General features: G+C 53.2%; 16 protein-coding genes and 3 pseudogenes. 10 read left to right on the top strand and 9 right to left on the bottom strand.

The window, feature by feature from the left end; genetic code table 11:
• Position 1 precedes the first annotated feature (1 nt).
• The 4 genes and pseudogenes from HZU72_RS22520 to HZU72_RS22505 form a co-directional block, all read right to left on the bottom strand.
• Positions 2–838, bottom strand: coding sequence for a bifunctional allantoicase/(S)-ureidoglycine aminohydrolase (locus HZU72_RS22520; RefSeq protein WP_180096098.1), 837 nt, complete (start codon positions 836–838; stop codon positions 2–4).
• A 70-nt stretch (positions 839–908) separates the two neighbouring features.
• Positions 909–1685 (bottom strand): IclR family transcriptional regulator, encoded by a 777-nt coding sequence (locus HZU72_RS22515; RefSeq protein WP_180096096.1) that lies wholly within the window; start codon positions 1683–1685, stop codon positions 909–911.
• Between the two features lie 107 nt (positions 1686–1792).
• A pseudogene (gene puuE / locus HZU72_RS22510) lies at positions 1793–2753 on the bottom strand (allantoinase PuuE).
• 416 nt (positions 2754–3169) lie between these two features.
• On the bottom strand, positions 3170–4549 hold the full coding sequence (locus tag HZU72_RS22505; RefSeq protein ID WP_180096094.1) for an NCS2 family permease: 1380 nt from the start codon (positions 4547–4549) through the stop codon (positions 3170–3172).
• Between the two features lie 528 nt (positions 4550–5077).
• Here HZU72_RS22505 and xdhA point away from each other — a divergent pair.
• Genes xdhA through guaD form a run of 4 tightly spaced genes read left to right on the top strand, consistent with a single transcriptional unit; the run spans position 5078 to position 11272 of the window.
• Complete coding sequence (xdhA, locus tag HZU72_RS22500) at positions 5078–6544, top strand: xanthine dehydrogenase small subunit (RefSeq protein WP_180096092.1); 1467 nt, start codon at positions 5078–5080, stop codon at positions 6542–6544.
• On the top strand, positions 6528–9041 hold the full coding sequence (gene xdhB, locus HZU72_RS22495; RefSeq protein WP_208458198.1) for a xanthine dehydrogenase molybdopterin binding subunit: 2514 nt from the start codon (positions 6528–6530) through the stop codon (positions 9039–9041). Before xdhA ends, xdhB begins: the two co-directional genes overlap by 17 nt.
• On the top strand, positions 9041–9919 hold the full coding sequence (xdhC, locus tag HZU72_RS22490) for a xanthine dehydrogenase accessory protein XdhC (protein WP_180096090.1): 879 nt from the start codon (positions 9041–9043) through the stop codon (positions 9917–9919). The genes xdhB and xdhC overlap by 1 nt, the downstream gene beginning before the upstream one ends.
• A 36-nt stretch (positions 9920–9955) precedes the next feature.
• Positions 9956–11272, top strand: coding sequence for a guanine deaminase (guaD, locus tag HZU72_RS22485; RefSeq protein WP_180096088.1), 1317 nt, complete (start codon positions 9956–9958; stop codon positions 11270–11272).
• 54 nt (positions 11273–11326) lie between these two features.
• On the opposite strand, the pseudogene HZU72_RS24275 reads toward guaD, so the two are convergent.
• The 5 genes and pseudogenes from HZU72_RS24275 to uraH all read right to left on the bottom strand — a co-directional run.
• A pseudogene (locus HZU72_RS24275) lies at positions 11327–11419 on the bottom strand (IS5/IS1182 family transposase); the annotation flags it as partial.
• A 9-nt stretch (positions 11420–11428) separates the two neighbouring features.
• Positions 11429–11602: pseudogene (locus HZU72_RS24270) on the bottom strand (transposase); the annotation flags it as partial.
• Positions 11603–12093: 491 nt separating this feature from the next.
• Positions 12094–13977 carry a methyl-accepting chemotaxis protein gene (locus HZU72_RS23945; protein ID WP_180096086.1) on the bottom strand — a complete coding sequence of 628 codons (1884 nt, stop codon included), beginning with the start codon at positions 13975–13977 and terminating at the stop codon, positions 12094–12096.
• A gap of 310 nt (positions 13978–14287) precedes the next feature.
• On the bottom strand, positions 14288–15496 hold the full coding sequence (locus HZU72_RS22470) for a urate hydroxylase PuuD (protein ID WP_180096084.1): 1209 nt from the start codon (positions 15494–15496) through the stop codon (positions 14288–14290).
• Between the two features lie 75 nt (positions 15497–15571).
• Positions 15572–15925: a hydroxyisourate hydrolase gene (uraH, locus tag HZU72_RS22465; RefSeq protein ID WP_180096083.1), complete on the bottom strand. Its 354-nt coding sequence runs from the start codon at positions 15923–15925 to the stop codon at positions 15572–15574.
• A 495-nt stretch (positions 15926–16420) separates the two neighbouring features.
• On the opposite strand from uraH, the gene HZU72_RS22460 reads away from it, so the two are divergent.
• From HZU72_RS22460 to HZU72_RS22440, 6 genes are all read left to right on the top strand, one after another.
• Complete coding sequence (locus tag HZU72_RS22460; RefSeq protein WP_180096111.1) at positions 16421–17839, top strand: uracil-xanthine permease family protein; 1419 nt, start codon at positions 16421–16423, stop codon at positions 17837–17839.
• A gap of 162 nt (positions 17840–18001) precedes the next feature.
• Positions 18002–19612, top strand: coding sequence for a methyl-accepting chemotaxis protein (locus HZU72_RS22455; RefSeq protein ID WP_180096080.1), 1611 nt, complete (start codon positions 18002–18004; stop codon positions 19610–19612).
• A gap of 115 nt (positions 19613–19727) precedes the next feature.
• Positions 19728–20246, top strand: coding sequence for an AmiS/UreI family transporter (locus HZU72_RS22450; RefSeq protein WP_180096079.1), 519 nt, complete (start codon positions 19728–19730; stop codon positions 20244–20246).
• A 188-nt stretch (positions 20247–20434) separates the two neighbouring features.
• Positions 20435–20731 (top strand): hypothetical protein, encoded by a 297-nt coding sequence (locus tag HZU72_RS22445; protein ID WP_180096077.1) that lies wholly within the window; start codon positions 20435–20437, stop codon positions 20729–20731.
• 571 nt (positions 20732–21302) lie between these two features.
• Complete coding sequence (locus HZU72_RS23695) at positions 21303–21620, top strand: hypothetical protein (RefSeq protein WP_208458197.1); 318 nt, start codon at positions 21303–21305, stop codon at positions 21618–21620.
• The gene (locus HZU72_RS22440; protein WP_208458196.1) at positions 21617–22480 is read left to right on the top strand and encodes an SIR2 family protein; all 864 of its coding nucleotides are present in this window, start codon (positions 21617–21619) and stop codon (positions 22478–22480) included. Before HZU72_RS23695 ends, HZU72_RS22440 begins: the two co-directional genes overlap by 4 nt.
• Positions 22481–22737 lie beyond the last annotated feature (257 nt).

The following is a 22737-nucleotide window of genomic DNA, read 5'->3' as shown; positions in this document are numbered from 1 at the left end:
CTCAGCGTGCCCCCACGCAACCCAGTTTCATATGGCGGTTAACGTCCTTGTAGAGCAGATAGCGAAACGGCCCTGGGCCGCCGGCATAACAGGCCTGCGGGCAGAACGCGCGCAACCACATAAAGTCGCCAGCCTCGACCTCAACCCAACTCTGATTCAAGTGATAAACAGCCTTACCTTCAAGCACGTAAAGCCCGTGTTCCATGACATGGGTTTCATCGAAAGGGATGACTGCTCCAGGTTGCAGAGTGACGATATTGACATGCATGTCATGGCGGACGTCATCCGGTTCGACGAAGCGTGTAGTCACCCATTTTTCATCGGTACCCGGCATGGCCGATGGTTCAATGGCGTTTTCGTTAGTGACGAATGACGCAGGTGCTTTAATGCCTTCAACATATTCGTAAGCCTTGCGCACCCAATGAAAGCGAACCGGCTCGTCAGTCCTATTATGAGCCTGCCAGCTAATACCTGGGGGTAAAAAAGCATAGCCGCCGGGCTGCATGAGGTGAGTTTCACCCGCCAGGGTGAGGGTCAGTTCGCCTTCAACGATGAACAGCACCCCCTCGGCTGCCGGATCTAGTTCCGGCTTTTCGCTGCCACCGCCTGGAGATACTTCCATAATGTATTGTGAAAACGTTTCGGCAAAGCCAGATAGGGGGCGAGACAACACCCATAGGCGGGTTTTATCCCAAAACGGTAAATTACTGGTCACAATGTCACGCATGACCCCTTTAGGTATCACTGCATAGGCTTCGGTAAACACGGCACGATCCGACAGCAGTTGTGTCTGTGCTGGCAATCCTCCCTTGGGGGCATAATAGTTACGCTTGGCCATCACCTTTCCTTTATTGTGGTCATTTTATCGTCTGGATTTTTTTATATACATAAACAAGGGATCAAGAAATTTATCCGTAACCCAACATAGCGGAAATGGTTCCGGCAGCTTCAGCGACGCAGTGCCGTAATTGATCACGCTTTTCGGCAGGGACTTCATGTACTGGCACCATAATGCTAATAACGCCTTCCATAGAACCATCATGGTTATAGAGGGGATAGACAACCGAAGAGATACCAAAGTGATAATAGGAGTCCGCAATCACATATCCACGCTGCCGGTCTTCCTGCACTAGATCCCAGAGAACATCACGGTTGGCAGGCGCACCCGGCTCCTTATCTAAAAGGTAATCTGGTGGATAAAGAGTTTCGAATTCCTCTCTTGATAGATCGGCAAGCAGCATCCGTCCCAAAGAAGTGCAATGCAACGGCAAACGGGTTCCGACACTCACACGGCGAATAGTGGCGTTCGATGCCCCGACTCTCGCCACGTAGACCGCATCACGACCATCTCGAATAGCGATATGGCTTGAACAACCGGTCTGCTCACACAAAGACTCAATAACTGGCTGTCCAACCTGCACTACATCCAGCGACGCGACGTATTCAAAGCCTAGACGCAATACATTGACCCCAAGGGAATATAAACCCGTGACTGGGTGATGACGTAAAAACCCCATCTGTTCCAAGGTCTGTACCGCTCGATGCGACGTTGCTTGTGGATAACCCACTCGCTTAACAAGCTCGGAAAAACTCATCTCTCGGTGATGATGATTGAGCTCCATTAAGATCATTAGTCCTCGTTCAAGCGCGGGTATCAGATGTTTTTTGTTATCCTTGTCACTCATGGCTCGTTCACTCGCTTCAGGGTTATCGCTTTTAGGCGAACAAAAAAAGAGACCTTAGTAGATAAGAAGTTACTAATAATTATTTCTCTAGACCTGCATCGATCAGCTCAGCAGGCGGGATGGTGCTTTACCCAATGCTGGGCGATATCCACGCGCCGACTTACCCAGACACGGTCATGCGCTTCAATATGATCAAGAAAACGCTGGAGTGCGATAAAACGGCCAGGACGTCCTATCAGGCGGCAATGCAAGCCGATAGAGAGCATTTTTGGCACTTCTGCTCCCTCCGCGTATAACACGTCAAAAGCATCGCGCAGATAGCTAAAGAAATGATCAGCGGTATTAAAACCCTGTGGCGAGGCAAAGCGCATATCATTAGAGTCCAGCGTATAAGGCACTACTAGATGAGGGTGCGTATGGCCCTGGCTGTCCTTCTCGCGTGTCCAGAACGGTAAGTCATCACCGTAGTAGTCGCTGTCGTACAAAAAACCGCCTTGATCCAATATCAGACGGCGCGTATTGGGGCTGTCGCGGCCGGTATACCAACCCAGCGGCTTCGCACCGTAAAGGTTTTGAAATACCTCGACAGCACGCTCCATGTGCTGGCGTTCCAGCGCTTCTGGCACTTCCTGGTAATTGATCCAACGATAGCCGTGACACGCAATCTCATGACCCAACTCCTGAAAGGCGTGAGCCACCTCGGGGTTACGCTCCAGCGNGAAAGGCGTGAGCCACCTCGGGGTTACGCTCCAGCGCCATGGCCACGCCGAAAATGGTCAGCGGCAAACCACGTCGTTCGAATTCACGCAAGATACGCCATACCCCTGCCCGCGAGCCATACTCATAAATGGATTCCATGCTCAGGTGGCGATTGGAAAAAGCAGGCGCACCGACTATCTCGGAAAGGAACTGCTCGGAACCGGTGTCGCCGTGTAGTACCGAGTTCTCTGCACCCTCTTCGTAGTTCAGCACGAATTGCACAGCAATTTTCGCCTTGCCAGGCCAATTGGCCTGAGGAGGAGTACAGCCATAGCCGACCAAGTCACGAGGATAATTGGGCGAAGGCATGATGTAAGCTCCTTGTTGTGAAACAACGTTCTAATGAGTGCATAAAAATAATAAAATTGTATACAATAAAAATATAAACTGTACCCATATGCAGTGCAACCTTAACTATAAGAAATGTTCACTTCCTCTAACATTATGTAAGTCCCGACAACAGTGTCACTGTCATAACCTTAGATAAATGCCGTGTTGAAGCAGGATAGTTTTAAGCGTCGACCAGTTTTCATTGGTGAGTATCAGTCGTGGGATTGCAGATTCGCAGGGTGATGGGCTTCGGAACCGCTACTGTGCGGGTTTGCTCTTAGCTTGCCAATATCCCTGCCATGACACGTCAACCACTCACTGGTAAGGTGCCTAGACTTTCCCGTGCCAGTGAATCTGTCACGGGAAAACTTAGCTTCCTGGTCGCCGACTTACCCTTAGTGAGTGGTCACGAGCATCACCACGCTGAGGGCAGCCGAGACCCACATGGCTGGCTTGATCTCCTCAATGCGGCCGGTGAAAAGCTTGATCAGCACAAAGCTGAGAAAGCCGAAGGCGATACCTAGGGTGATCGAATAGGTCAGCGGCATCAGGATGATGGCCAGGAAGGCCGGGAAGGCCTGGTCGAACTTGGCCCACTCGATCTTGCTGATAGGGGCCAGCATGAAGAGCCCTACCAACACGAGCGCTGGGGCGGTGGCGATGCCTGGTATCAGCGAGAGCAGCGGCGATAGGAACAGAAAGGGCAGAAACATCAGGCCGATGGTCACCGCCACTAGACCGGTTCGACCGCCTTGGGCAACACCGGCGCCGGATTCGATGAAAGTCTGGGCCGCACTGGTACCCAGAGGGGCAGCAATCATCGAGGCGAAGGCATCGACGGTCATGGAACGCTTCAGGTTACGAGGGTTGCCATCCTTGTCCTTGAGGTTGGCTGACTCGGAGAGGGCCATGAAGCACGACAAGGCATCGAAGAAGTTGGTGAATAGCATCACGAAGATGAACGGCAGATAGGCAACCTTCAGCGCTCCCCAGATGTCCACCTGCATCACCGCACTGAAGTCTGGCCAGGCAGTCAGGCCGCTCCACTCCACCACCACGTCGCCGCCCCATAGCCGGCCCATGGGCGAGGCCAGCAGGGTGGTTAAGGCGATACCCAGGATCAACGCACCGTTGAAGCGCAGGATGACCAGGATCGCCGTCGCCATCATGCCAATAAAGAATGTAATCATACTGGCATCCATATTGCCCAGCGTGACCAAGGTGGCATCGCTGCCGACGATGAAGCCCGCATTCTTGAAACCGATAAAGGTGATGAACAAGCCAATGCCACAGGTGATTGCATAGCGCAGCGAGGCGGGAATGGCTTCGATGATAGCCTTGCGTACGTTGAACATGGCCAGTATGGCGAACAGCACCCCGGACCAGAATACGCAACCTAGTGCCACTTCCCAGGAGAGGCCGGCGCCCTGTACTAGGGTGTAGGTGAAGAGAGCATTCATTCCCATGCCCGGGGCCACCAAGATCGGGTTGCGTGCATAAAGGCCCATTGCCAGGCTACTCATGAAACTGATCAGCACCGTAGCCGAGAGGGCGGCGGAGAATGGGATGCCAGCGTCGCTGAGAATCGCGGGGTTGACCACGATGATATACATGGAGGCCAGGAACGTGGCGATCCCGGCGAGGATTTCGGTGCGTAGCGACGAGCCGCGCCGAGTCACGCCGAAATAGTGATCCAGCCAGTTGACAGGCCCGGCGACCTGCCCATCGGAGCGTACGGTGTTCTTATCGGCAAAGGAGGAGGAATTCGGTTCCATATTGGTGATCCCATTGTTGTTGGAAAGAATTGGAAATTGGGTATCTTGCCAGTAGGCGTCTTCTATGTTGACCACTTGGTCAAACCAAGCGTAGAAGCAGACTAAACAACAATTGACCATTTGGACAGGTGGCTTTGACTATTGTCGTAGACGAAACTTTTCAAGGAGTGAAGGCAGAGGTCTCACCCTCGGGCAGTGTGGTGTTTCTCAAGTTCGCATCGTTAACTTGGTTTGTAGGTGGGTCGATCCCTTCATGGCTAATGCTGCTCGACCTACCGACGCCACTATCTCATCAGCATTTTTCCGCCACTGAAACGGAAACGGCTTGGGATCTTCGTTGCGGGTCGTCGGATTATCTAGCGTTACAACCAGCACCTACAGTCCGCTTTTAAGCCTTCCTCGGTCACAAAAACTCTGCTCTCGGACTTGCAAAGTTCTACATCCTGGCACATGCTGAAAACGACTTAACCAATCGGTCAACTTATTGCGAAAAACGCACCCCTTAACAAGATCAACAAGAGACACGCGATGATCGACTTCCTTCTCAACGGGCAGCCCCGCCATTGCGAGGTGACACCCGAAACCAGTGTGCTTGAATTGTTACGTGAAAGCCTTGGCGCAATGGGTACCAAGGAGGGTTGCGCCTCCGGCGACTGCGGCGCCTGCACCGTCGCCATTGGCGAAACCGGTGCTGATGGCGAGCTGCGCTATCACAGCGCCAATGCCTGCATCACCCCTGCCCATCAGTTGAATGGACACCACCTGATTACCGTGGATGGTCTCGCCAATGGTGACAAGCTGCATCCCGCCCAGGCCGCCATGGTCGAATGCCACGGCAGCCAGTGCGGCTTTTGCACCCCAGGCATCGTCATGTCGCTGTTCACTCTTCATGAACAACAGCGTCGACAGGAAGACAAGGCCCTGGCACCGCTGACGCCGCAGCGTCTAGAGGCCGCCTTGGGGGGCAACCTGTGTCGCTGTACCGGCTACCGCCCGATCCGCGACGCTGCGTTGACCATGAACGAGCACCCCGAGCATCGCCCGCTGTGGATGGATGCCACCGGCCCTGAGCCGAAACCCGAACCGGTCATTAGTGAAAGCTCCTTTGCCCAGCCCACCACGCTTACTGGTTTGATCGAGTGCTTGGAGCGTCATCCCGAGGCTCGCCTCGTTGCCGGAGCCACCGACCTGTGGCTGGAGAGCACCCAGCGGCTAGCCCGCTTCGAGCGGCTAATCGATGTCACGCGCGTCGCCGAGTTGAACGTGATTGAAGAAACCACACTCGAAGACGGCCGCCGCGGCTGGTGGATCGGCGCTGCCGTGACCTATACTCGTATTGAGCCGCTGTTGGAAACACACTACGACGCGTTCGCCCACCTGCTGCATCGCTTGGGTTCTTCCCAGATCCGCAATCGCGGCACACTGGGTGGCAACGTGGCTAACGCCTCACCGATTGGCGACACCCCGCCAGTGCTGCTGGCGCTGGGTTCACGTCTCAAGCTGGTGGGTTCCGAGGGTGAGCGCGAACTGCCGCTTGAGGACTTCTTCCTCGACTACAAGCGTACCGCACTACAGCAGGGCGAAGCGATCCGTGCCCTGTTCCTGCCTCACCCTATCGAGGGAGAAACCCTCAAGGTGTGGAAGCTTTCCAAACGTCGAGAAGACGATATTTCTGCGGTACTTGGGGCCTTCGCCTGGCGCCTGGAGGATGGCGTACTGCGCGACGTTCGCTTGGCCTTTGGCGGCATGGCCGCCATTCCCAAGCGTGCGATCCGGGCCGAATCGGCGCTCGAGGGCAAGGAGCCCTCACCGGCTGCCTTCCAGCAAGCACGGCTGGCGCTGTCTCAGGATTTCCAGCCCATGTCGGATGTACGCGGCAGCGCCCACTACCGCCAAGTTACAGCCGCCAACTTGCTCGAACGCCTGCGCCTGGTCATTGCGCAGAACGCCACAGACAGCCCCCGGGAGGTGATGCTCCATGCGTACGCTCACTAAGCTTTCCAAGACGCCTGATGTCGCGCCGGAACAAGATAAAATAACGGTCGATGTGAGTGCCGACTCGGCGGCTGCCCGGCACGAGCTCGACGGTCGCATCAAGGGCGACGGCCCCCTGGCCCGCGATACCCTTCTCTATACCAATACTCACCCCCATTCCCAGGCCCATGAGAGCGCGGTCAAGCATGTCACCGGGCGGGCGGCCTACATTGACGACCTGAGCGCCCCTGCTAATACCCTGCATGTTGCCTTGGGTCTGTCACCGGTGGCCCATGGTCGTCTGACCCGCCTCGACCTGAAAAAAGTCAAAGCCATGCCCGGCGTCGTGGATGTCGTTGCAGTAAATGAGGTGCCCGGCCACACCGATATAGGCCCGGTCTTCCCTGGAGACCCGATCTTCGTCGAGGACGAGATCAGCTACGTCGGCCAGGTCATCTTCGCCGTGGCTGCCGAGAGCCATCGTGCTGCGCGGGAAGCCGTCCAAGCGGCAGTCGTGGAGATCGACGAGCAACCGGCCTGCCTCGACCCGGTCGCCGCCGCCGAGCGGAAAGAATTTGTGCGCCCCAGCCATGTCCAACAGAGCGGTGACTGGGAGCAAGCGCTGAATAACGCCACCCTGACCGTGGAAGGCGAACAATTCGTCGGCGGCCAAGAGCATTTCTACTTGGAAGGTCAGGCCTGCCTTGTGCAGCCCACCGAGGACGAGGGTGTGGTGGTGTTTACCTCCAATCAGCACCCCAGCGAAACCCAGAAACTGGTGGCCGAGGTACTGGATATCCCGTTTCACGCCGTGACCGTGGAGGTACGCCGCATGGGGGGCGGTTTCGGCGGCAAGGAGACCCAGGCATCGCCTTGGGCCTGTATCGCTGCGCTGTTTGCCCGACGAACCGGCCGCGCCACCCGGGTACGCCTACCTCGTGCCGAGGACATGCGCGCCACCGGCAAGCGCCACCCCTTCCATAACCGTTATCGGCTGGGTGTCGACGATCAGGGCGTGATCCTAGGTGGCGAGATCACCGTGATCGGTGATTGCGGCTACTCCCCCGACCTCTCCGACGCCATCGTCGATCGCGCCATGTTCCACAGCGACAACGCCTATTCGCTGGGCGACGCCAGGGTGACCGGCCACCGTGCCCGCACCCATACCGCATCGAATACCGCCTTTCGCGGCTTTGGCGGCCCTCAAGGCATGATGGTGATCGAGGCGGCCATGGACGACATCGCCCGTCGCATGGGTGAAGACCCACTGACGATCCGCAAGCGCAACTTCTACCGTCCCGGCCGTCAAACGACCCACTATGGCCAGGAGGTCGATCAGATCGCTTTGCTCAAGGAGTTGACTGACCAGCTCGAGACCAGTAGCGACTACTGGGAACGCCGCCACGCGATCACCGAATTCAACGCCGAGAGCCCGATCGTCAAGCGTGGCTTGGCGCTGACGCCGGTGAAGTTCGGTATTTCCTTCACCGCCAAGCACCTCAATCAGGCCGGCGCCCTGCTGCACGTTTATACCGACGGCAGCGTGATGATTAACCATGGCGGCACCGAGATGGGCCAAGGCCTGCATACCAAGATCTGCCAGGTAGCCGCCCGTGAGCTGGGCCTCGATGCCAAGGAAGTCCGCATCACCGCCACGCGCACCGACAAGGTGCCCAACACCTCGCCCACCGCCGCATCCAGTGGCGCCGACCTCAACGGCCAGGCGGCACGCGATGCTTGCATGAAGTTAAAGCAGCGGTTGTTCGATTTTGCCCATGAGCACCTCTATCCGGATCAGGGGCTCGACCGTGAAGACATGCGCCTGGAAGCCGGGCACCTGATTACAGGCCACGGCGAGAGCGAGCGTCGGATACCGTGGGGCGAGTTGGTTCAGTCCGCCTACCTCAACCGTATTTCGCTCTCGGAGAAAGGTTTCTACGCTACGCCGCTGATCCACTACGACCGTAACGTCGGCCAGGGGCGCCCCTTCTACTACTATGCCTTTGGCGCCGCCGTGGCGGAAGTCAGCGTCGACACATTGACTGGCGAGTACCAAGTCGACCGTGTGGACATACTTCACGACGTAGGTGACTCACTCAACCCAGCCATCGACATCGGCCAGGTAGAGGGCGGCTTCATTCAGGGCATGGGCTGGCTGACCAGTGAGGAGCTTAAGTGGAACGACGCCGGGCGGCTGATCTCTGATGGCCCGGCCACCTACAAGATTCCCACCTACGGCGACTTGCCACCGGTGTTCAATGTCAATCTGCTGGAGGGACACCCCAACTCCATGGCCAGCATCTATCGTTCCAAGGCCGTGGGGGAGCCTCCCTTCATGCTTGGCATGGCGGTATGGTCCGCGTTGCGTGACGCTCTTGCGAGTCTTGCTGACTATGCTGAAGCGCCGCGACTTGATACGCCGGCCACCCCGGAACGTGTGCTCATGGCCGCCGAGACACTGCGCGCCAAGTATGGCGCCCGGAACGATACGTGGCCGTTGGAAAAGGGTGCCGAATAATGAACGTCCAGCGCCCCGAAAGCTGGCATGAGGCCCTGCACCGCTTGCAGAGGGACGGCCTACCCCATGCGCTGGCCACCGTGGTGACCAGCGCTGGCTCCACGCCCCGGGAGCCAGGCGCTCGGATGGTCATCACCGATGATGACGTGTTCGATACCCTGGGTGGCGGCACCTTCGAATTTCAGGTGATCGATTCAGCCCGCGAGCGGCTGGCATCAAGAGCGCTAGGCATGAGCCTCGAGGCCTTCGCCCTGGGCGGGCGCAGCGGGCAATGTTGCGGCGGCTTCGTCAACGTGCTGCTAGAGATCTTCCCCGGCAGTGCGGCAACTCTGGCCATCTTCGGCGCCGGCCATGTCGGTACCGAGCTGGTGCGTCTAGCCGCCCCACTGCCCTGGCAAGTGATTTGGCATGACAGCCGCGACAGCGCCTTCACCGACTGGGCCGAGGCACAGCCGCGGCTGACCTGTCGCCACGCGACTGACCTTCAGGCCGCCGTCGCGGCGCTGCCAGCGGGCAGCCACGCGCTAGTGCTGACACACGACCATGCCGAGGATCGCGAGCTGGTGGATGCCCTGCTGCGTCGTGACGACATGGCCTCAATCGGCCTGATCGGCTCGAAGAGCAAATGGGCCAGCTTTCGCTCGCGGCTGACCGAGGCCGGGCATGCCGCGACAGCGCTAGCCAGAGTACGCTGCCCCATCGGCGTTGCTTCGGGTGCAAACGGTGAAAAGACCAAGGGCGGCAATAAGACGCCCTATGCCATTGCACTTGCCGCCATGGCCGAGCTATTGCCTCTGGTGAGCACCCATGAACGGGCAGACCAACGCGGCCTCGACCCAGGGGAACTGCGTGCCCTAGTCGGCCAGCATCCTTCATAGCTATACACCGTGCCACCGGAAACAAGAGTCCCCATTATGACGACGAATGACACATACGTGATCCGCGCCGAACTACTGAGCTTTGACGCCGACCCCGGCGAGGGCGACACACCCGCCGAAGGCAGCGTACGCCATATCGAAGACGCGGCCCTGTGGATCGAGGGTGGCCGCATCCGCGCCATCGATGACTATGCGCGACTCGAACCGGATCTGCCTCCAAGAATCGAGGTGATCGACCACCGCGGCAAGCTGCTGATGCCCGGCTTCATCGACAGTCATGTCCATTATGTCCAGCTCGAGATCATGGCCTCCTACGGGCGCCAGCTGCTCGACTGGCTCAACGACTACACCTTTCCCGAAGAGTGTCGTTTCGCCCAGTACGATTACGCCCTGGCGCTTTCCAATGTCTTTCTCGACGAAATGCTGCGGGTCGGCACCACCACCGCTCAGGTGTTCTGTTCCAGCCACCCCGATTCCGTGGATGCTTTCTTCACCGCCAGCAGCAAGCGCGACCTGCGCATGCTGGCGGGCAAGGTGCTGATGAATCGCCATGCCCCCGAGACATTGTGCGACGACATCCAAGGTGGCATTCGCGATACCGAACGGCTGATCAGCGACTGGCACGGCACACGCCGACTCGGCTACAGCCTGACCCCACGCTTTGCTCCCACCTCGACCCGGGCGCAGTTGGACGCCACGGGAGGGCTGTTGCGCAATGACCCGAGCCTGTGGCTGCAGACCCACCTTTCCGAAAATACCGGCGAGCTGGACTGGGTTGCCGAGCTGTTCCCCGAGAGCCGCGACTACCTAGAGGTCTACGAGCAGTCCGGACTGGTGGGGCCACGCAGCACTTTTGCCCATGGCATTCATCTTGACCAGGGTATGCGGCGGCGGCTGGCTGATCGTGGCGCCAACCTGGCCTTCTGCCCCAGCTCCAATCTGTTCCTAGGCAGCGGCCTGTTCGACCGTCACGCCGCACGCGACGTCGGGCTCAACGTGACTTATGCCAGCGACATTGGCGGTGGTACCGATCTTTCCGGACTCGCGACTCTCAAGGCCGCCTACCAGGTAGGACAATTGCGTGGCCAGCCCCTGACGGCCTGGCAAGGCCTTTATGGCTTGACACTGGGCAATGCCAGAGCCTTGTCGCTGGATAGCGAGATCGGCCGTCTGGCTCCCGGGATGGAGGCCGACTTCGTGGTGCTCGACCTCGATGCGACACCGTTGCTGTCAAGGCGCCATGCCCGCTGCCGCACCCTTAGCGAGCGCCTGTTCGCGTTGATGATGATGGGCGATGACCGCAGCGTACTGGAAACCTGGGCAAGCGGCAGACGCCAGCACGTCCGAGACTGACTGACGCTATCCATCTTTTATCTTCCAAGCCATTCGCTAAGGTCTGTTGACGTTTCACATCGGTAACCAGAGGAACACGCAGGCTAAAGCAACCATGCTCTCGTAATTTCGCTGGAGGTTATCGTAGCATGTCGCAATATCCCGGTAATGCTTCATTTTGCTGGCTGCCGACCAGGCATTGAAGCGCTTATAGACCGTGTGCCAGCGGCCAAATATCTCGGGAAAATTACGCTATGGGCAGCCAGAACGCATTCGATAAAGAATGCCTTCCATCGTCATTAATAGATCGGGCTTGTGATAAATTCCTTGTCGAAGCAGGGTAGGTTTCAGCTTCGATCAGTGTTCATCCATGAGCACTTTTCGGGGAATGGCAAGTTCGCAGTTTGTGGGTGTCAAAACCTATATTCTGCGAGCTTGCCCCTGGAGCACACCATGAAACAAGCAAACCTCAAAGCCCTGCCTTCCTATACATCTCAAGAAATACCTGGCAGAACAAATTATTGGTAAGCAATGGGATGGACTCCTCCTCAACGAACCGACATCTACGTGCCAAGATGGTGAGTGAACAGTCAATCATCGTGAAGATGAGGAGAAGCCCAGATGAACATTACTCCGCTGCCCGCCGCTCAATACAGCACTACCCAGATAGCCAAGCTGTATCAAAAACGGGAGCTGGGGTGGCGATGGCGAGTCTCTTCTTAGATGACCATCCTCAACCATCTAGACCGAGGACGGTAACAATATCCAAAACCCGCTATCAGGTAAATCGTAAGGCAGCGCCGCTTAAGTGAACTGCATTACAGTTCAAGACCGGCGAACGATCAGGCTGATTCAACCGCCGGCGCCGGGAGCAAATCACCGCGCAGCTTGAAGCGCCCCACCATCAAGGCCAATTGATCGGCGTGCTCACTAAGCTGATGGGCCGATGTGGTAGATCTCTCCGCCAGTGATGCGTTCTGCTGTGTCATGCGATCCAGCTCCGCCACAGCGATATTTACTTGGCCGATGCCGTCGCTCTGTTCGCCGGCTGCATGACTGATCTCACCGAGCATGCCAGCGACGCGCTGGACGCTCTCCATCAACTCATGCATGGCTTTGCCCGCCTCACTGACCAAGTGAGTACCGCTCTGTACTTTCTCTCCCGAGGCATCAATCAGCTGACGAATATCACGCGAGGCCGCTGCACTGCGTGTCGCCAACTGTCGGACTTCACCGGCTACCACGGCAAACCCCCGCCCGCTTTCGCCCGCTCGAGCCGCCTCGACAGACGCGTTCAGAGCCAGAAGATTGGTCTGAAATGCAATGTCGTCCATAACCTTAACGATATCACCGACCTTCGTTGACGCTTCCTGAATTGCCCCCATAGTCGTCACTACCTGCTCCACCTGCCCGCCGGTGCGCTGAGCCAGTTCCGCTGCGGCCTGTGATAACCCATTGGCTACTTGGGAAGAGGTAGCGGTATTCTCGACGGTGCCAGCAATTTCTTCCATGGAGGCCGAGGTTTCTTGCAGGCTGGAGGCGGCCTGTTCGGTACCTCGCGACATGTCCCGGCCACCGTTTGCAACCTCCCGTGCAACCAGTTGTACAGCATCGCTGCTGGTTCGAACCAGACTCAGCACATCATGCATCTTATCGGCAAAAGCATTGAACTGAATGGCGAGCTCAGCGCTTTCGTCCTTGCCGGTTACCGGTAGACGCAGCGTCAGATCTCCATCCCCTTGAGCGATTCCACGCATGGCATCTGCAGTGCGACGAATAGGTCGAAGCTGTGCGCGTAACAGTAGGGCAATCACAGCCAGGCTCGTTATCAAGATCAGACTCACGGCCAGTAGGGTCAGTAAAACCGCCTGATTGAGGTCGGAGAACAGCTCGTCCCGTGGGATCTGTGCGAAGGCTATCCACTCGGTGCCTGGTATGTCGATAGCAGCCACCAAGTGCTCCGCACCTTGTGTATCCCGGACCGTTTCGAAGCGATAGCCTTGTTCCGCCAGCAACGTAGGAGCAACATCCTCCCAGCCTGGCAACGCCGCGAGCGGTTCCCCGACCCGTTCGGCTCCGTCGGGGTGTATGCTGATGGTGCCATCTCGGTTTGCCAGAAATACCGTACCACCCTCACCTAAGCGATAGTCCCGAATAGTTTCAGCCAAGGTTTCCAGCGTGTAACCAACGCCCGCAATGCCGATTCGTTTGCCTTGTGCTTCTATCACGTAATTGATGAAGACCTGCAGTTCCCCTCCGTCATCATCAATGTCTAGCTGATAGTCGACCCCGTCATTAGCGTCGACAAGGTTGTAAAACCAACCATCCTGTTCGCGGCTCAAGCGCCTATCGATTCCATCGGCTGTGTAATAGTTGCCGCTTTGCGCCGACACGTAGAATACGACGTTGGCGCCGGTACGCTGCTGAATCTCACTAAAATGACCAATGGCCCGATCCGCATCCCCCTGTGGCTCTCCCTCTGCCAGCCAATCTTTGAGGTAGCGATTATGCGCCAGTTCCTCAGCCACGCTGATGGGACCAGACAGCGTGGCTTCGATATCGTTGCGGATACTTTCGAGAGTCACAGGCAGCTCGACCGTTGTGACCCGGTTGGTCACCAGGTTGCCGAACAAGTAATATTGAAGGGCGGTGGCACCGCCCACGATCAAAAGCATGCAAAGACTGACGATGATCATTAGCCTCTGCGCGATGGTAAAATTTTTCATTATCCTGCCCTATGCTGAGGCGCATCGTCAGGATCGCCATGTTGTGTGTTGAGTTGACCATATGGTCAATACCCTATCGGCGGCAGGACAAGAAACTTTACCTGGTCGGCTTAATCGGGATTGAATTACTTTGGGAGAACTTCTGGTTCAGTTTGTCGCTTTCCGCCTTAGGATCACCATGGCCACGCCGAAAATGGTCAGCGGCAAAGCACCTCGCATGCTCGGGTGACCGTTGGGGAAAGCAAGCGCTGCCATAAGGCAGGCCACCAATAGCACTGACTTTAAATACGTACGAATTTTACTTAAACGGTCACTCTTTCCATTCCTCAATCAATGCACGTTCTTCCTCCGTCATATTCGTCATATTGCCAAGTGGCATATAGTTACTCGCTACTACTCGCTTAATGCTCTCTTGTTGTTTGATGATTTGCTCGATTTCGTCATATGCAAAACCAGCAGGAGGAGCAGAAAAGCCCGGCTGTGTCGGCGTTTGTGAGTGGCAAGCGACACAACGCTGCTCTATTACGGCACCGATCTCAGTGATATCTGGCCCCTTTTCTGCGGCCTGAGCGCCAGATTGATTCGAGATTTGCGCAGGCATGGCCACCCAAAAAGCTATTAAGATAAGAACAACACCAGCAATGGGATAGATCGGCTGAATTTTACCCGCATGCATTAAAACAAAGTATTGACGAATCAATGCACCCGCAAAGATAAAGAGTGTCATCAGCACCCATGCATGCTCATAAGTGTAAGCAAAGGAGTAATGATTGCTGATCATCAACAATACGACGGGCAGGGTGAAATAGGTGTTATGAACCGAGCGCTGCTTACCACGCTTACCATCAAGTGGATTGGGTGTTGCACCAGCCTTCATCGCCTTTACCATGCGACGCTGACCAGGAATGATCCAAAAGAACACATTCGCCGACATCGCAGTAGCCATCACCGCCCCTGTTAACAGGAAAGCCGCGCGTCCCGAAAACATCTGAGTACTCAAGTAGGCAACTACGATCATCATGACCGCTACGCCGATACTCAAGAGACCATCACGCTCCATGTTCGGGCTGATACGCTTACACATCTCGTTATAAACAACCCACCCTAGTAGCAGGAAGGCCAGCGCCAGGATATTAGCTTCCCAGCCAGCAAGGTTAGCCGCCCACTCCCAGTTACTGTTGGGGTTCACCAAGTAGAACCCTGGGTTAACCATATACAAAATGATGAACAGGGCAAAACCGGATAGCCATGTAGTGTAAGACTTCCAGAACGACCAGTGCAGATCATCCGGTAGCTTTTCTGGACTCGTTGCATATTTCTGGTTGTGATAGAAACCACCACCATGAACAGCCCACATTTCACCAAACACCCCTTTTTGGCGGCAGTTTTCGTCTTTAGGTGTCTTGAGGCCATTGTCCAGCATCACAAAATAGATGGATTCGCCTATCCAAGCGATGGCCGCGATGACATGCAGCCAGCGCAGCATAAAGTTTCCAAATTCAAGTAAATAGGCTTGCATTAGGGGAACCTCGCCTCATTTGATTATTGTTGGGTGGCTAACTACAAAAAGGTTATTGACGCTAAGGATTAATGTTCAGCTGCCGCGATAAGTCGAGTAGGCATACGGCGATAGCAGTAATGGCACATGATAGTGCTGCGCCACATCATTAACCCCGAAACGAAGTGGTATGATGTTCAAAAAGCTCGGCTCTTGCGCTTTTAATCCTTGGCGCATCAAGTAGTCACCTGCATGAAACACCATTTCATAATTGCCCTTTACTAACTCACTTCCTTCAAGTATCGGAGCATCACAACGACCATCGTCATTGGTCTTAACTATTTTAAGAAGCTGACGTTGCTCCCCATCTAAACGAAATACCTCGATTTTAATTCCTTCACCAGGGCAGCCTTGGGCTGTATCCAAAACATGTGTTGTCAGTTTTCCCATCACCCCTCTCCTATGATTTTCCGTGAATCCTGTGCCGTTAGCTCATCATTGGCAACGCAGCATTAGCACATTCTAAAAAGTGATCATGTGGTTATGGACAACATTTTTAGCTCTTTAATGGATACATTTCAAATATTTTTTGTATACATTTTAAACTGTATGGGCACCCCGCGTTAGTGAATGCGACTTTAGTAGGCATGATTTAAGGGGATTTAGCTTTAGAAGGGTCGGCTACAGAAGGCAGATGAAAAACAAACAATATAAATATAACCCATTGTAATTTAATTATTTTATTTAGATTTTTGTTAGTAGCCATTGAGCATATCAATATTTTCTCTAGGTATAGTTATCTGTAAAAAATGCACATTGATGATATGGGGTTGGCAGAGAGCTGCAAAATTATTTATTTTCTGATTTATTTTTGTGTACAGTATGGTCAAATTCGATAAACAAAAAATTAATAGCACTGAATACAATAACAATGGAGCCTCATCTATGAATGATGCATTAGCCTCTTCCGAAGATCGGAAACGCGTGAGCGAAAAGAACACCTCTCTCTTTGATTTCTATGGAAAACCGCGGTTTTCAAAGGCCTTGCCTCTATCTCTTCAGCATCTACTGGCCATGATCGCTGGCGTCATCACTCCGCCCATTATCGTTGCCGGTGTTGTGGGGGCGAGCATAGAAGAGAAGCTCCTGCTTATTCAGATTGCCGTGCTGGCATCAGGGGTATGTACTGTTTTCCACCTTTACGGTGTTTGGAAATTTGGCGCCCGCTTGCCCGCCATCTTTGGCGTAGGCTTTGCCTATGTACCAACTTTGGTCGCAGTAGGAGCTCAGTATGGTATTGAAGGGATTCTTGGCGCACAGTTAATAGGCGGTATGACCATGGTGATAGTGGGCTATTTCATCCAGTATATCCGCCACCTCTTTCCGCCTGTTGTTGCAGGCACAGTGGTATTGGTCATTGGCTTATCACTTTACGATATTGCTATTCGCTATATGGCGGGCAGTGGCAACGTAAACGCACCCAATTTTGGCGATCCGATTAATTGGGTCGTAGCGGTGGTAACGCTACTCACGGTATTGATCGCCGCTCAGTTCGGTAAAGGCGTGGTTAAGCTTTCCGCAATCATTGTAGGCATCGTCGTAGGCTACTTGCTCTCGCTCGCCCTTGGCATGGTCAGTTTCGATAGTGTGTCCAATGCTTCCTGGGTGGCCATCCCCAAGGTAATGCCTTTCGAGATGGAATTTCACGCGGCCGCCATCGCCTCTATGGTCGTTATCTGCATTATCAATTCCGTACAAACTATCGGCGATTTGTCCGCAACAACCGTAGGTGGCATGAATCGAGAGCTGAAGACTAGGGAGTTGACGGGAGGTTTACTGGGCAATGGCCTGACTACCACCCTAAGCTCTTTCTTCGGTGCATTGCCAACCTCCACCTTCAGTCAGAACGTAGGCATTGTGGCGATGACCAAGGTTATTAGCCGTTATGTCCTGGCGCTGGCGGGCATCATGATGATTCTGGCCGGCCTTAGCCCAAAGTTTGGGGCAATCATGACCACCATTCCTTACCCCGTATTGGGTGGAGCAACCATTACCGTATTCGGCATGATCACCATGACGGGCATTCAGCTGTTGGTAAAAGATGAAATGTCCGCTCGAAATATGACGATCGTGGGGCTCGCTTTAGCATTGAGCCTAGGTATCGCTTCTGTCCCCTCTGCCATTGAGCAGTTTCCGGCGGTGTTGAGAGACCTAATTGGCGGTGCGCCTATTGTAGTTGCTGCGATAACAGCCTTCACACTTAACATAGCCCTGCCTAATAAATCACTGACCGACGAGGCAAAAGAGCGGGAGGCGATTGCCAAAGCAGATGCCGAGGCGGCCAAAGCCGACAGCGACAAATGAAGCCAGAAAATCTCACAAAACAGCACCCACTCTAATTAAACAGTTTTTATGTACACCTAATTAGAAGCCATTTGGCCACCACTAAATAGAACTGCTGCGTGCGCTGGCAGTTCTATTTTGTGGTTAAGGTGCATGGCTCTATAGGTTAACTTGGGAATATAAATGCGTATATTAGATAATATGACATTAAGAATGAGCTGGACGTTGGTTCTACTCTCATTCTTACTTATGCTTCTTGTGCTCAGTGGCACAGGGCTTTATGCCGTCAATCACAGCCAACAAAGCATCGAGCAGCTCACTAATGTCAATGTTAACCAGCAGGCTAGTCTCAACCGAACTAATTCCACGCTACAAGCCACACGCCTTAGCATGGCGCGCCTTTATGAGGAATTGATTGAGCCACAAACAACGCTTACCAATGAAGAGAGGCAACAGCGAGCTACTGAGCTGCATAGTTCGCTTAACAGTGCCCAAGACGTGTTTTCGAATTTTCTCTCACTGCCCGCCAACGCAGCTCATGAGGCGATTATCTCGCCTATCGTAACAAGCTTTGACACCATGCTAGATGTACACCTTTTGCCGCAAGTAACTGCATTGTACGAAGGCGATACAGTTACTTACCGCGAACAGCGTGACGCCGCTTACCAGGCTTATGCAGCTTTCTATCAAGATGCGATTGGTTTTTTTCATCAAGTAGAAAAAGAAGGTAACAACCGGCTGAACAATTTTGACTCTGTCATCAGCCTTTCCACTATTACCATCATCACCGTCTTCATTATCGCGCTCATGGTTACCGTGATTGTTTACTGGGGCGTAGGTGCTAATTTAATACGGCCTTTGCACCGCATTACCGAGCATTTCAAGAGCATGGCGGAAGGCGACCTTTCAAGAGAAGTGGAAACCCGCGGTCGAAATGAAATCGGCGTGCTTTTCACTTCTCTGCGTCATATGCAGCAAAGCTTACTCGGCACTGTTATGACGGTTAGAGAAAGCAGTAGCGAAGTATTTACCAGCGCCAAAGAGATCGCCAAAGGTAATCAGGATCTCTCGGCGCGTACGGAACGACAGTCAGCCTCGTTAACCGAAACCGCGTCAAGCATCGAAGAAATGACCTCAACAATGGAGCGCAACAGCGAGAACACTATCCAAGCAAGACAAGTAGCTCGTGAAGCTGCAAACACTGCGGATCAAGGCGGTAGTGTGGTCATGGAGGTCATTAGCCATATGCACAACATCCGCGAAAGCTCACAGAAAATCACCGACATCATCAAGCTGATTGACTCCATTGCTTTCCAGACCAATATTCTCGCACTCAATGCTTCAGTAGAAGCGGCACGCGCTGGAGAGCATGGCCGCGGCTTTGCGGTGGTGGCCAGTGAAGTACGCCAGCTCGCTACCCGCAGCGCTAGCGCCTCAACGGATATTCGAAAACTGATTGAAACATCGGCCAATATGGTAGAAACCGGCACGCATCAAGCGGATAAAGCAGGCGAAACCATGGCGCGAATCATGACATCGGTGACCCAGGTCACCACGTTAATGGACGAGATATCCGTAGCAACCGAAGAACAACGCGCGGGTATTCGAGAAGTTAATATCGCAGCCAACGATATGGAGCAAACGACTCAGCAAAATGCCGCAATGGTCGAACAAGCCAGTACGGCCGCCATCGAGCTTCAGCATGAGGCCGAACGCCTCAACTCTATTGTCGCCCGGTTTAAGCTGAATGAATCAACACCGCAGCTAACGACGCAAGCGATCAATGCACACTAACAATGCACATTAACAATGCACATTAGTGCCTTACTAAAAGCACCCTACCGCTAAAGCAAAGCCACGGGAACGAGCACGTGGCTTTATTAAAACTAAACATCTGGAGCAAGACAGTATGATCCTGGGTCTTACATTGCTATATGTGGGCGCCGTTTTGTTTATAAATGGTATTTGGCTCCTGGGAAAAATCAGCAACCAAGAAGTCTCCATCATCAACATCCTGGTTGGGTTGCTCAGCTTTATTATAGCCATGCACTTAATTTTCAAAGTCCCTAACAACACGGTTGAGATTAGCACAGGGGCTTTTACACTCTTATTTTCAATAACTTATCTTTGGGTAGGTGCCAATCAGTGGCTAAAATCTGATGGCAAAGGATTAGGCTGGTTCTGTCTTTTTGTAAGTATCACCGCCGCCGTTATTGGTGTGCACTCACTCGCTGGCTACACGACAAACTTCAAACTGTGGAATACCGCTAGCTGGTTTGCATGGTCTCTTTTATGGCTCAGCTTCTTCTACCTATTAGCGCTAGCGAAGCCTATTCAGCGACACGTTGCCACCTATACCATTTTTTGCGCAATCTTTACTGGCTGGATTCCAGGCGTCATGATTTTGCTAGGGGGAATTAGCACTTAAGGTGACAAAGTCTTCGCTGCCCACCAACAATTAGTTCACTCATGAATAAGCCGAGCTAGCATCAATATGAAGCATGGAGAAAGTCAGGACTTATAAATAAATCTACGCTTATTCTCCCATCTACTAAAAAGCCATAGAAAAGTGCTAACGCAAAGAGATAAAACAATGAAAGCCTATGGTCGCCCGCCATGACTGACCTCAAAAAACGCAACATGCAGGTGCGCATGGCGGCGCCAACAGAGGGATATCGCGCCTGGTACGGTGGCATGTCAATCTCACGGCATGTGAAGGGACGCACGCTAGATGCGGCTTATGACTACCTCAACTGGTGGATTTCTGGATGGCCCGGCGCCGTCATGGCCTGCCAAGGCTATTACATTTCCACCCCAGAACTGACTGCCCTCACCTATCCGCTGCGGAGTGGGACTTTTGGTATGACGGCAAACCTGCCGCAAGAGCCTTCCGGGCCCCGATGGCACCGCTGATATGATTCACCGAGGCGAAATCCGCGACGGCGGAGACTACCAGACAAGAATGAGCCGTATCGCGGTGCGGAATACCGAGCATAACTATTTGGTAAGGCGCTGGAATGACTTTATGTCGGCTTAAGACCGGTGCTTGATCTAGCATTTAGGCTCTTCTCATCTGCCGCCCTCACACTGACAGCTAACAGCGTGATGGCCATGAGCACATGCCCCCGCCTCTTGGCTTTCACGAGCTTACGCGGGGTTCTTGTTTGCTCCCCAGCTCCCATCTAATCAAGACTGCGTCTGCTGCACAGCCGCCAAAGCTAAAAAATGTTACGGCTCCTAATCAGCAGGCCACGAAGGAACGTTGAAAATAAAAGCTGACGAACCTCAGCCTACTTCAGCAGCTTGTGCTAGGCTAAATTAAACGCGGGAGTTTAAAAGTTAAGCATCGGTGCAAGAAAAATTGCCACTTCATAAATATTGAGCATGTATACAGCTAACAACCTAAAAGCAATAACGCCACTTTTTAATTGATAATAATGAAAGGGCATATAGCTGGTTAATACATAAAACGTCAGGAATAAAGATGGATACGACCGTTCACAACCCAGACCAGTATATGCTTGACTTTCGCCAGATAATCACAAACGGAAGGAAAAAGATTGGATTATTAATTGGTGCTGGCGCTCCTGTAAGTATAAACATAGGTGATTCAGATAATTATAAGCCTTTGATTCCAAATATCGAAGGCCTTACAAATCAAGTCCGTGAAAATCTAAAAGGAATAGAGAAAGATGCTTACATAAGTTTGGAGCAGCAAGTCAGCAGCTCTAATATTGAGTTAGTACTATCTAGAGTAAGAGGGCTATCTGAAGTCATTGGTGCGACCGAAGTTTGTGTTTGAACGGTGAAGGATATAAGTCTCTTTCAAAGTCAATTTGTGATTCTATTAAGAGCACTGTTGACGTTGGCTTGCCTGATGGAGAGAACCCCTACTCCGATCTTATTTCTTGGGTCAATGGAATTACAAGAAAAGAACCTGTTGAAATATTCACTACTAACTACGATCTATTATTTGAAGAGGCGATGGAAAGGGCCAGAACTCCGTATTTTGACGGATTTGTTGGGGCTAAATCAGCCTTTTTTGATCCGTCAAGCATTTCCAATAATGATCTACCCGTAAATTGGATACGGTTATGGAAGCTTCATGGTTCAATAGGTTGGGCTGAAAATAAGAAAGGCGATGTTATAAGAGATTTTTCTACCGATGGCCAAACAATGGTTTACCCTTCTCATATTAAATATGACCAAACGCAAGCCGCTCCTTTCACCTCTTTATTTGATCGTTTAAAAAGCTTCATGCTAGAACCTGATTCAATATTAATAGCGAATGGATTTTCATTTGCCGACGCACATATTTCTTCAAAACTAATGGAGTGTATGGCAGCAAATCCTTCCTCGGCAATAATAGCTCTGCAATACAAAACACTAGAGGAGGAATCTAGCGCTGTGAGCATCGCTCTGAAAAGACCGAACTTGAGTGTATACTGCTCTGATGGAGCTGTAATTAATGGCGTTAAAGCCTTTTGGAAACTAGGCGAAGAACCTGTCAAAAACTGGGGAAGAATAAGACAAGAATATTGGAAAGATAGTAGATTCAACCTGGGTGACTTTAAACGTTTCACACATTTTTTAGCCAAATCAGGTGGTGAGAAAATATACGCCCTAGAAGCTGGGGAGGCTGGCAATGAAGCTAGTGAATAAACCTACATATTTAGGCAGCGTTAGTGCAGTTACCGGTTCATCAGTAGTGATAGAATTGACGCCTCAGTTGAAATCCGGACTTCTAATCATTGGAGGCAGAACACATCGAGTGGGCCAAGTTGGCTCCTTTATCCGAATCCCACAGGGGTACAATAATCTGTATGGAGTTATATCTGAGACCAGTGAATCATCGTTGGATGACGATAGTGCATTACTAAAAATAAAAAGGGCTCTTCGACGTTGGGTGTGGAATTCGC

The sequence above is a fragment of the Vreelandella sedimenti genome (assembly GCF_013416325.1).
Lineage (GTDB): Bacteria > Pseudomonadota > Gammaproteobacteria > Pseudomonadales > Halomonadaceae > Vreelandella > Vreelandella sedimenti.
The sequence above is the reverse complement of the archived record's forward strand: the minus strand, read 5'-3'. Positions and strand labels throughout refer to the sequence as shown.

Coding starts and splice junctions, on each gene's coding strand:
- HZU72_RS22520 (WP_180096098.1), bottom strand. CDS start 838: ATGGCCAAGCGTAACTATTATGCCCCCAAGGGAGGATTGCCAGCACAG.
- HZU72_RS22515 (WP_180096096.1), bottom strand. CDS start 1,685: ATGAGTGACAAGGATAACAAAAAACATCTGATACCCGCGCTTGAACGA.
- HZU72_RS22505 (WP_180096094.1), bottom strand. CDS start 4,549: ATGGAACCGAATTCCTCCTCCTTTGCCGATAAGAACACCGTACGCTCC.
- xdhA (WP_180096092.1), top strand. CDS start 5,078: ATGATCGACTTCCTTCTCAACGGGCAGCCCCGCCATTGCGAGGTGACA.
- xdhB (WP_208458198.1), top strand. CDS start 6,528: ATGCGTACGCTCACTAAGCTTTCCAAGACGCCTGATGTCGCGCCGGAA.
- xdhC (WP_180096090.1), top strand. CDS start 9,041: ATGAACGTCCAGCGCCCCGAAAGCTGGCATGAGGCCCTGCACCGCTTG.
- guaD (WP_180096088.1), top strand. CDS start 9,956: ATGACGACGAATGACACATACGTGATCCGCGCCGAACTACTGAGCTTT.
- HZU72_RS23945 (WP_180096086.1), bottom strand. CDS start 13,977: ATGAAAAATTTTACCATCGCGCAGAGGCTAATGATCATCGTCAGTCTT.
- HZU72_RS22470 (WP_180096084.1), bottom strand. CDS start 15,496: ATGCAAGCCTATTTACTTGAATTTGGAAACTTTATGCTGCGCTGGCTG.
- uraH (WP_180096083.1), bottom strand. CDS start 15,925: ATGGGAAAACTGACAACACATGTTTTGGATACAGCCCAAGGCTGCCCT.
- HZU72_RS22460 (WP_180096111.1), top strand. CDS start 16,421: ATGAATGATGCATTAGCCTCTTCCGAAGATCGGAAACGCGTGAGCGAA.
- HZU72_RS22455 (WP_180096080.1), top strand. CDS start 18,002: ATGCGTATATTAGATAATATGACATTAAGAATGAGCTGGACGTTGGTT.
- HZU72_RS22450 (WP_180096079.1), top strand. CDS start 19,728: ATGATCCTGGGTCTTACATTGCTATATGTGGGCGCCGTTTTGTTTATA.
- HZU72_RS22445 (WP_180096077.1), top strand. CDS start 20,435: ATGACTGACCTCAAAAAACGCAACATGCAGGTGCGCATGGCGGCGCCA.
- HZU72_RS23695 (WP_208458197.1), top strand. CDS start 21,303: ATGGATACGACCGTTCACAACCCAGACCAGTATATGCTTGACTTTCGC.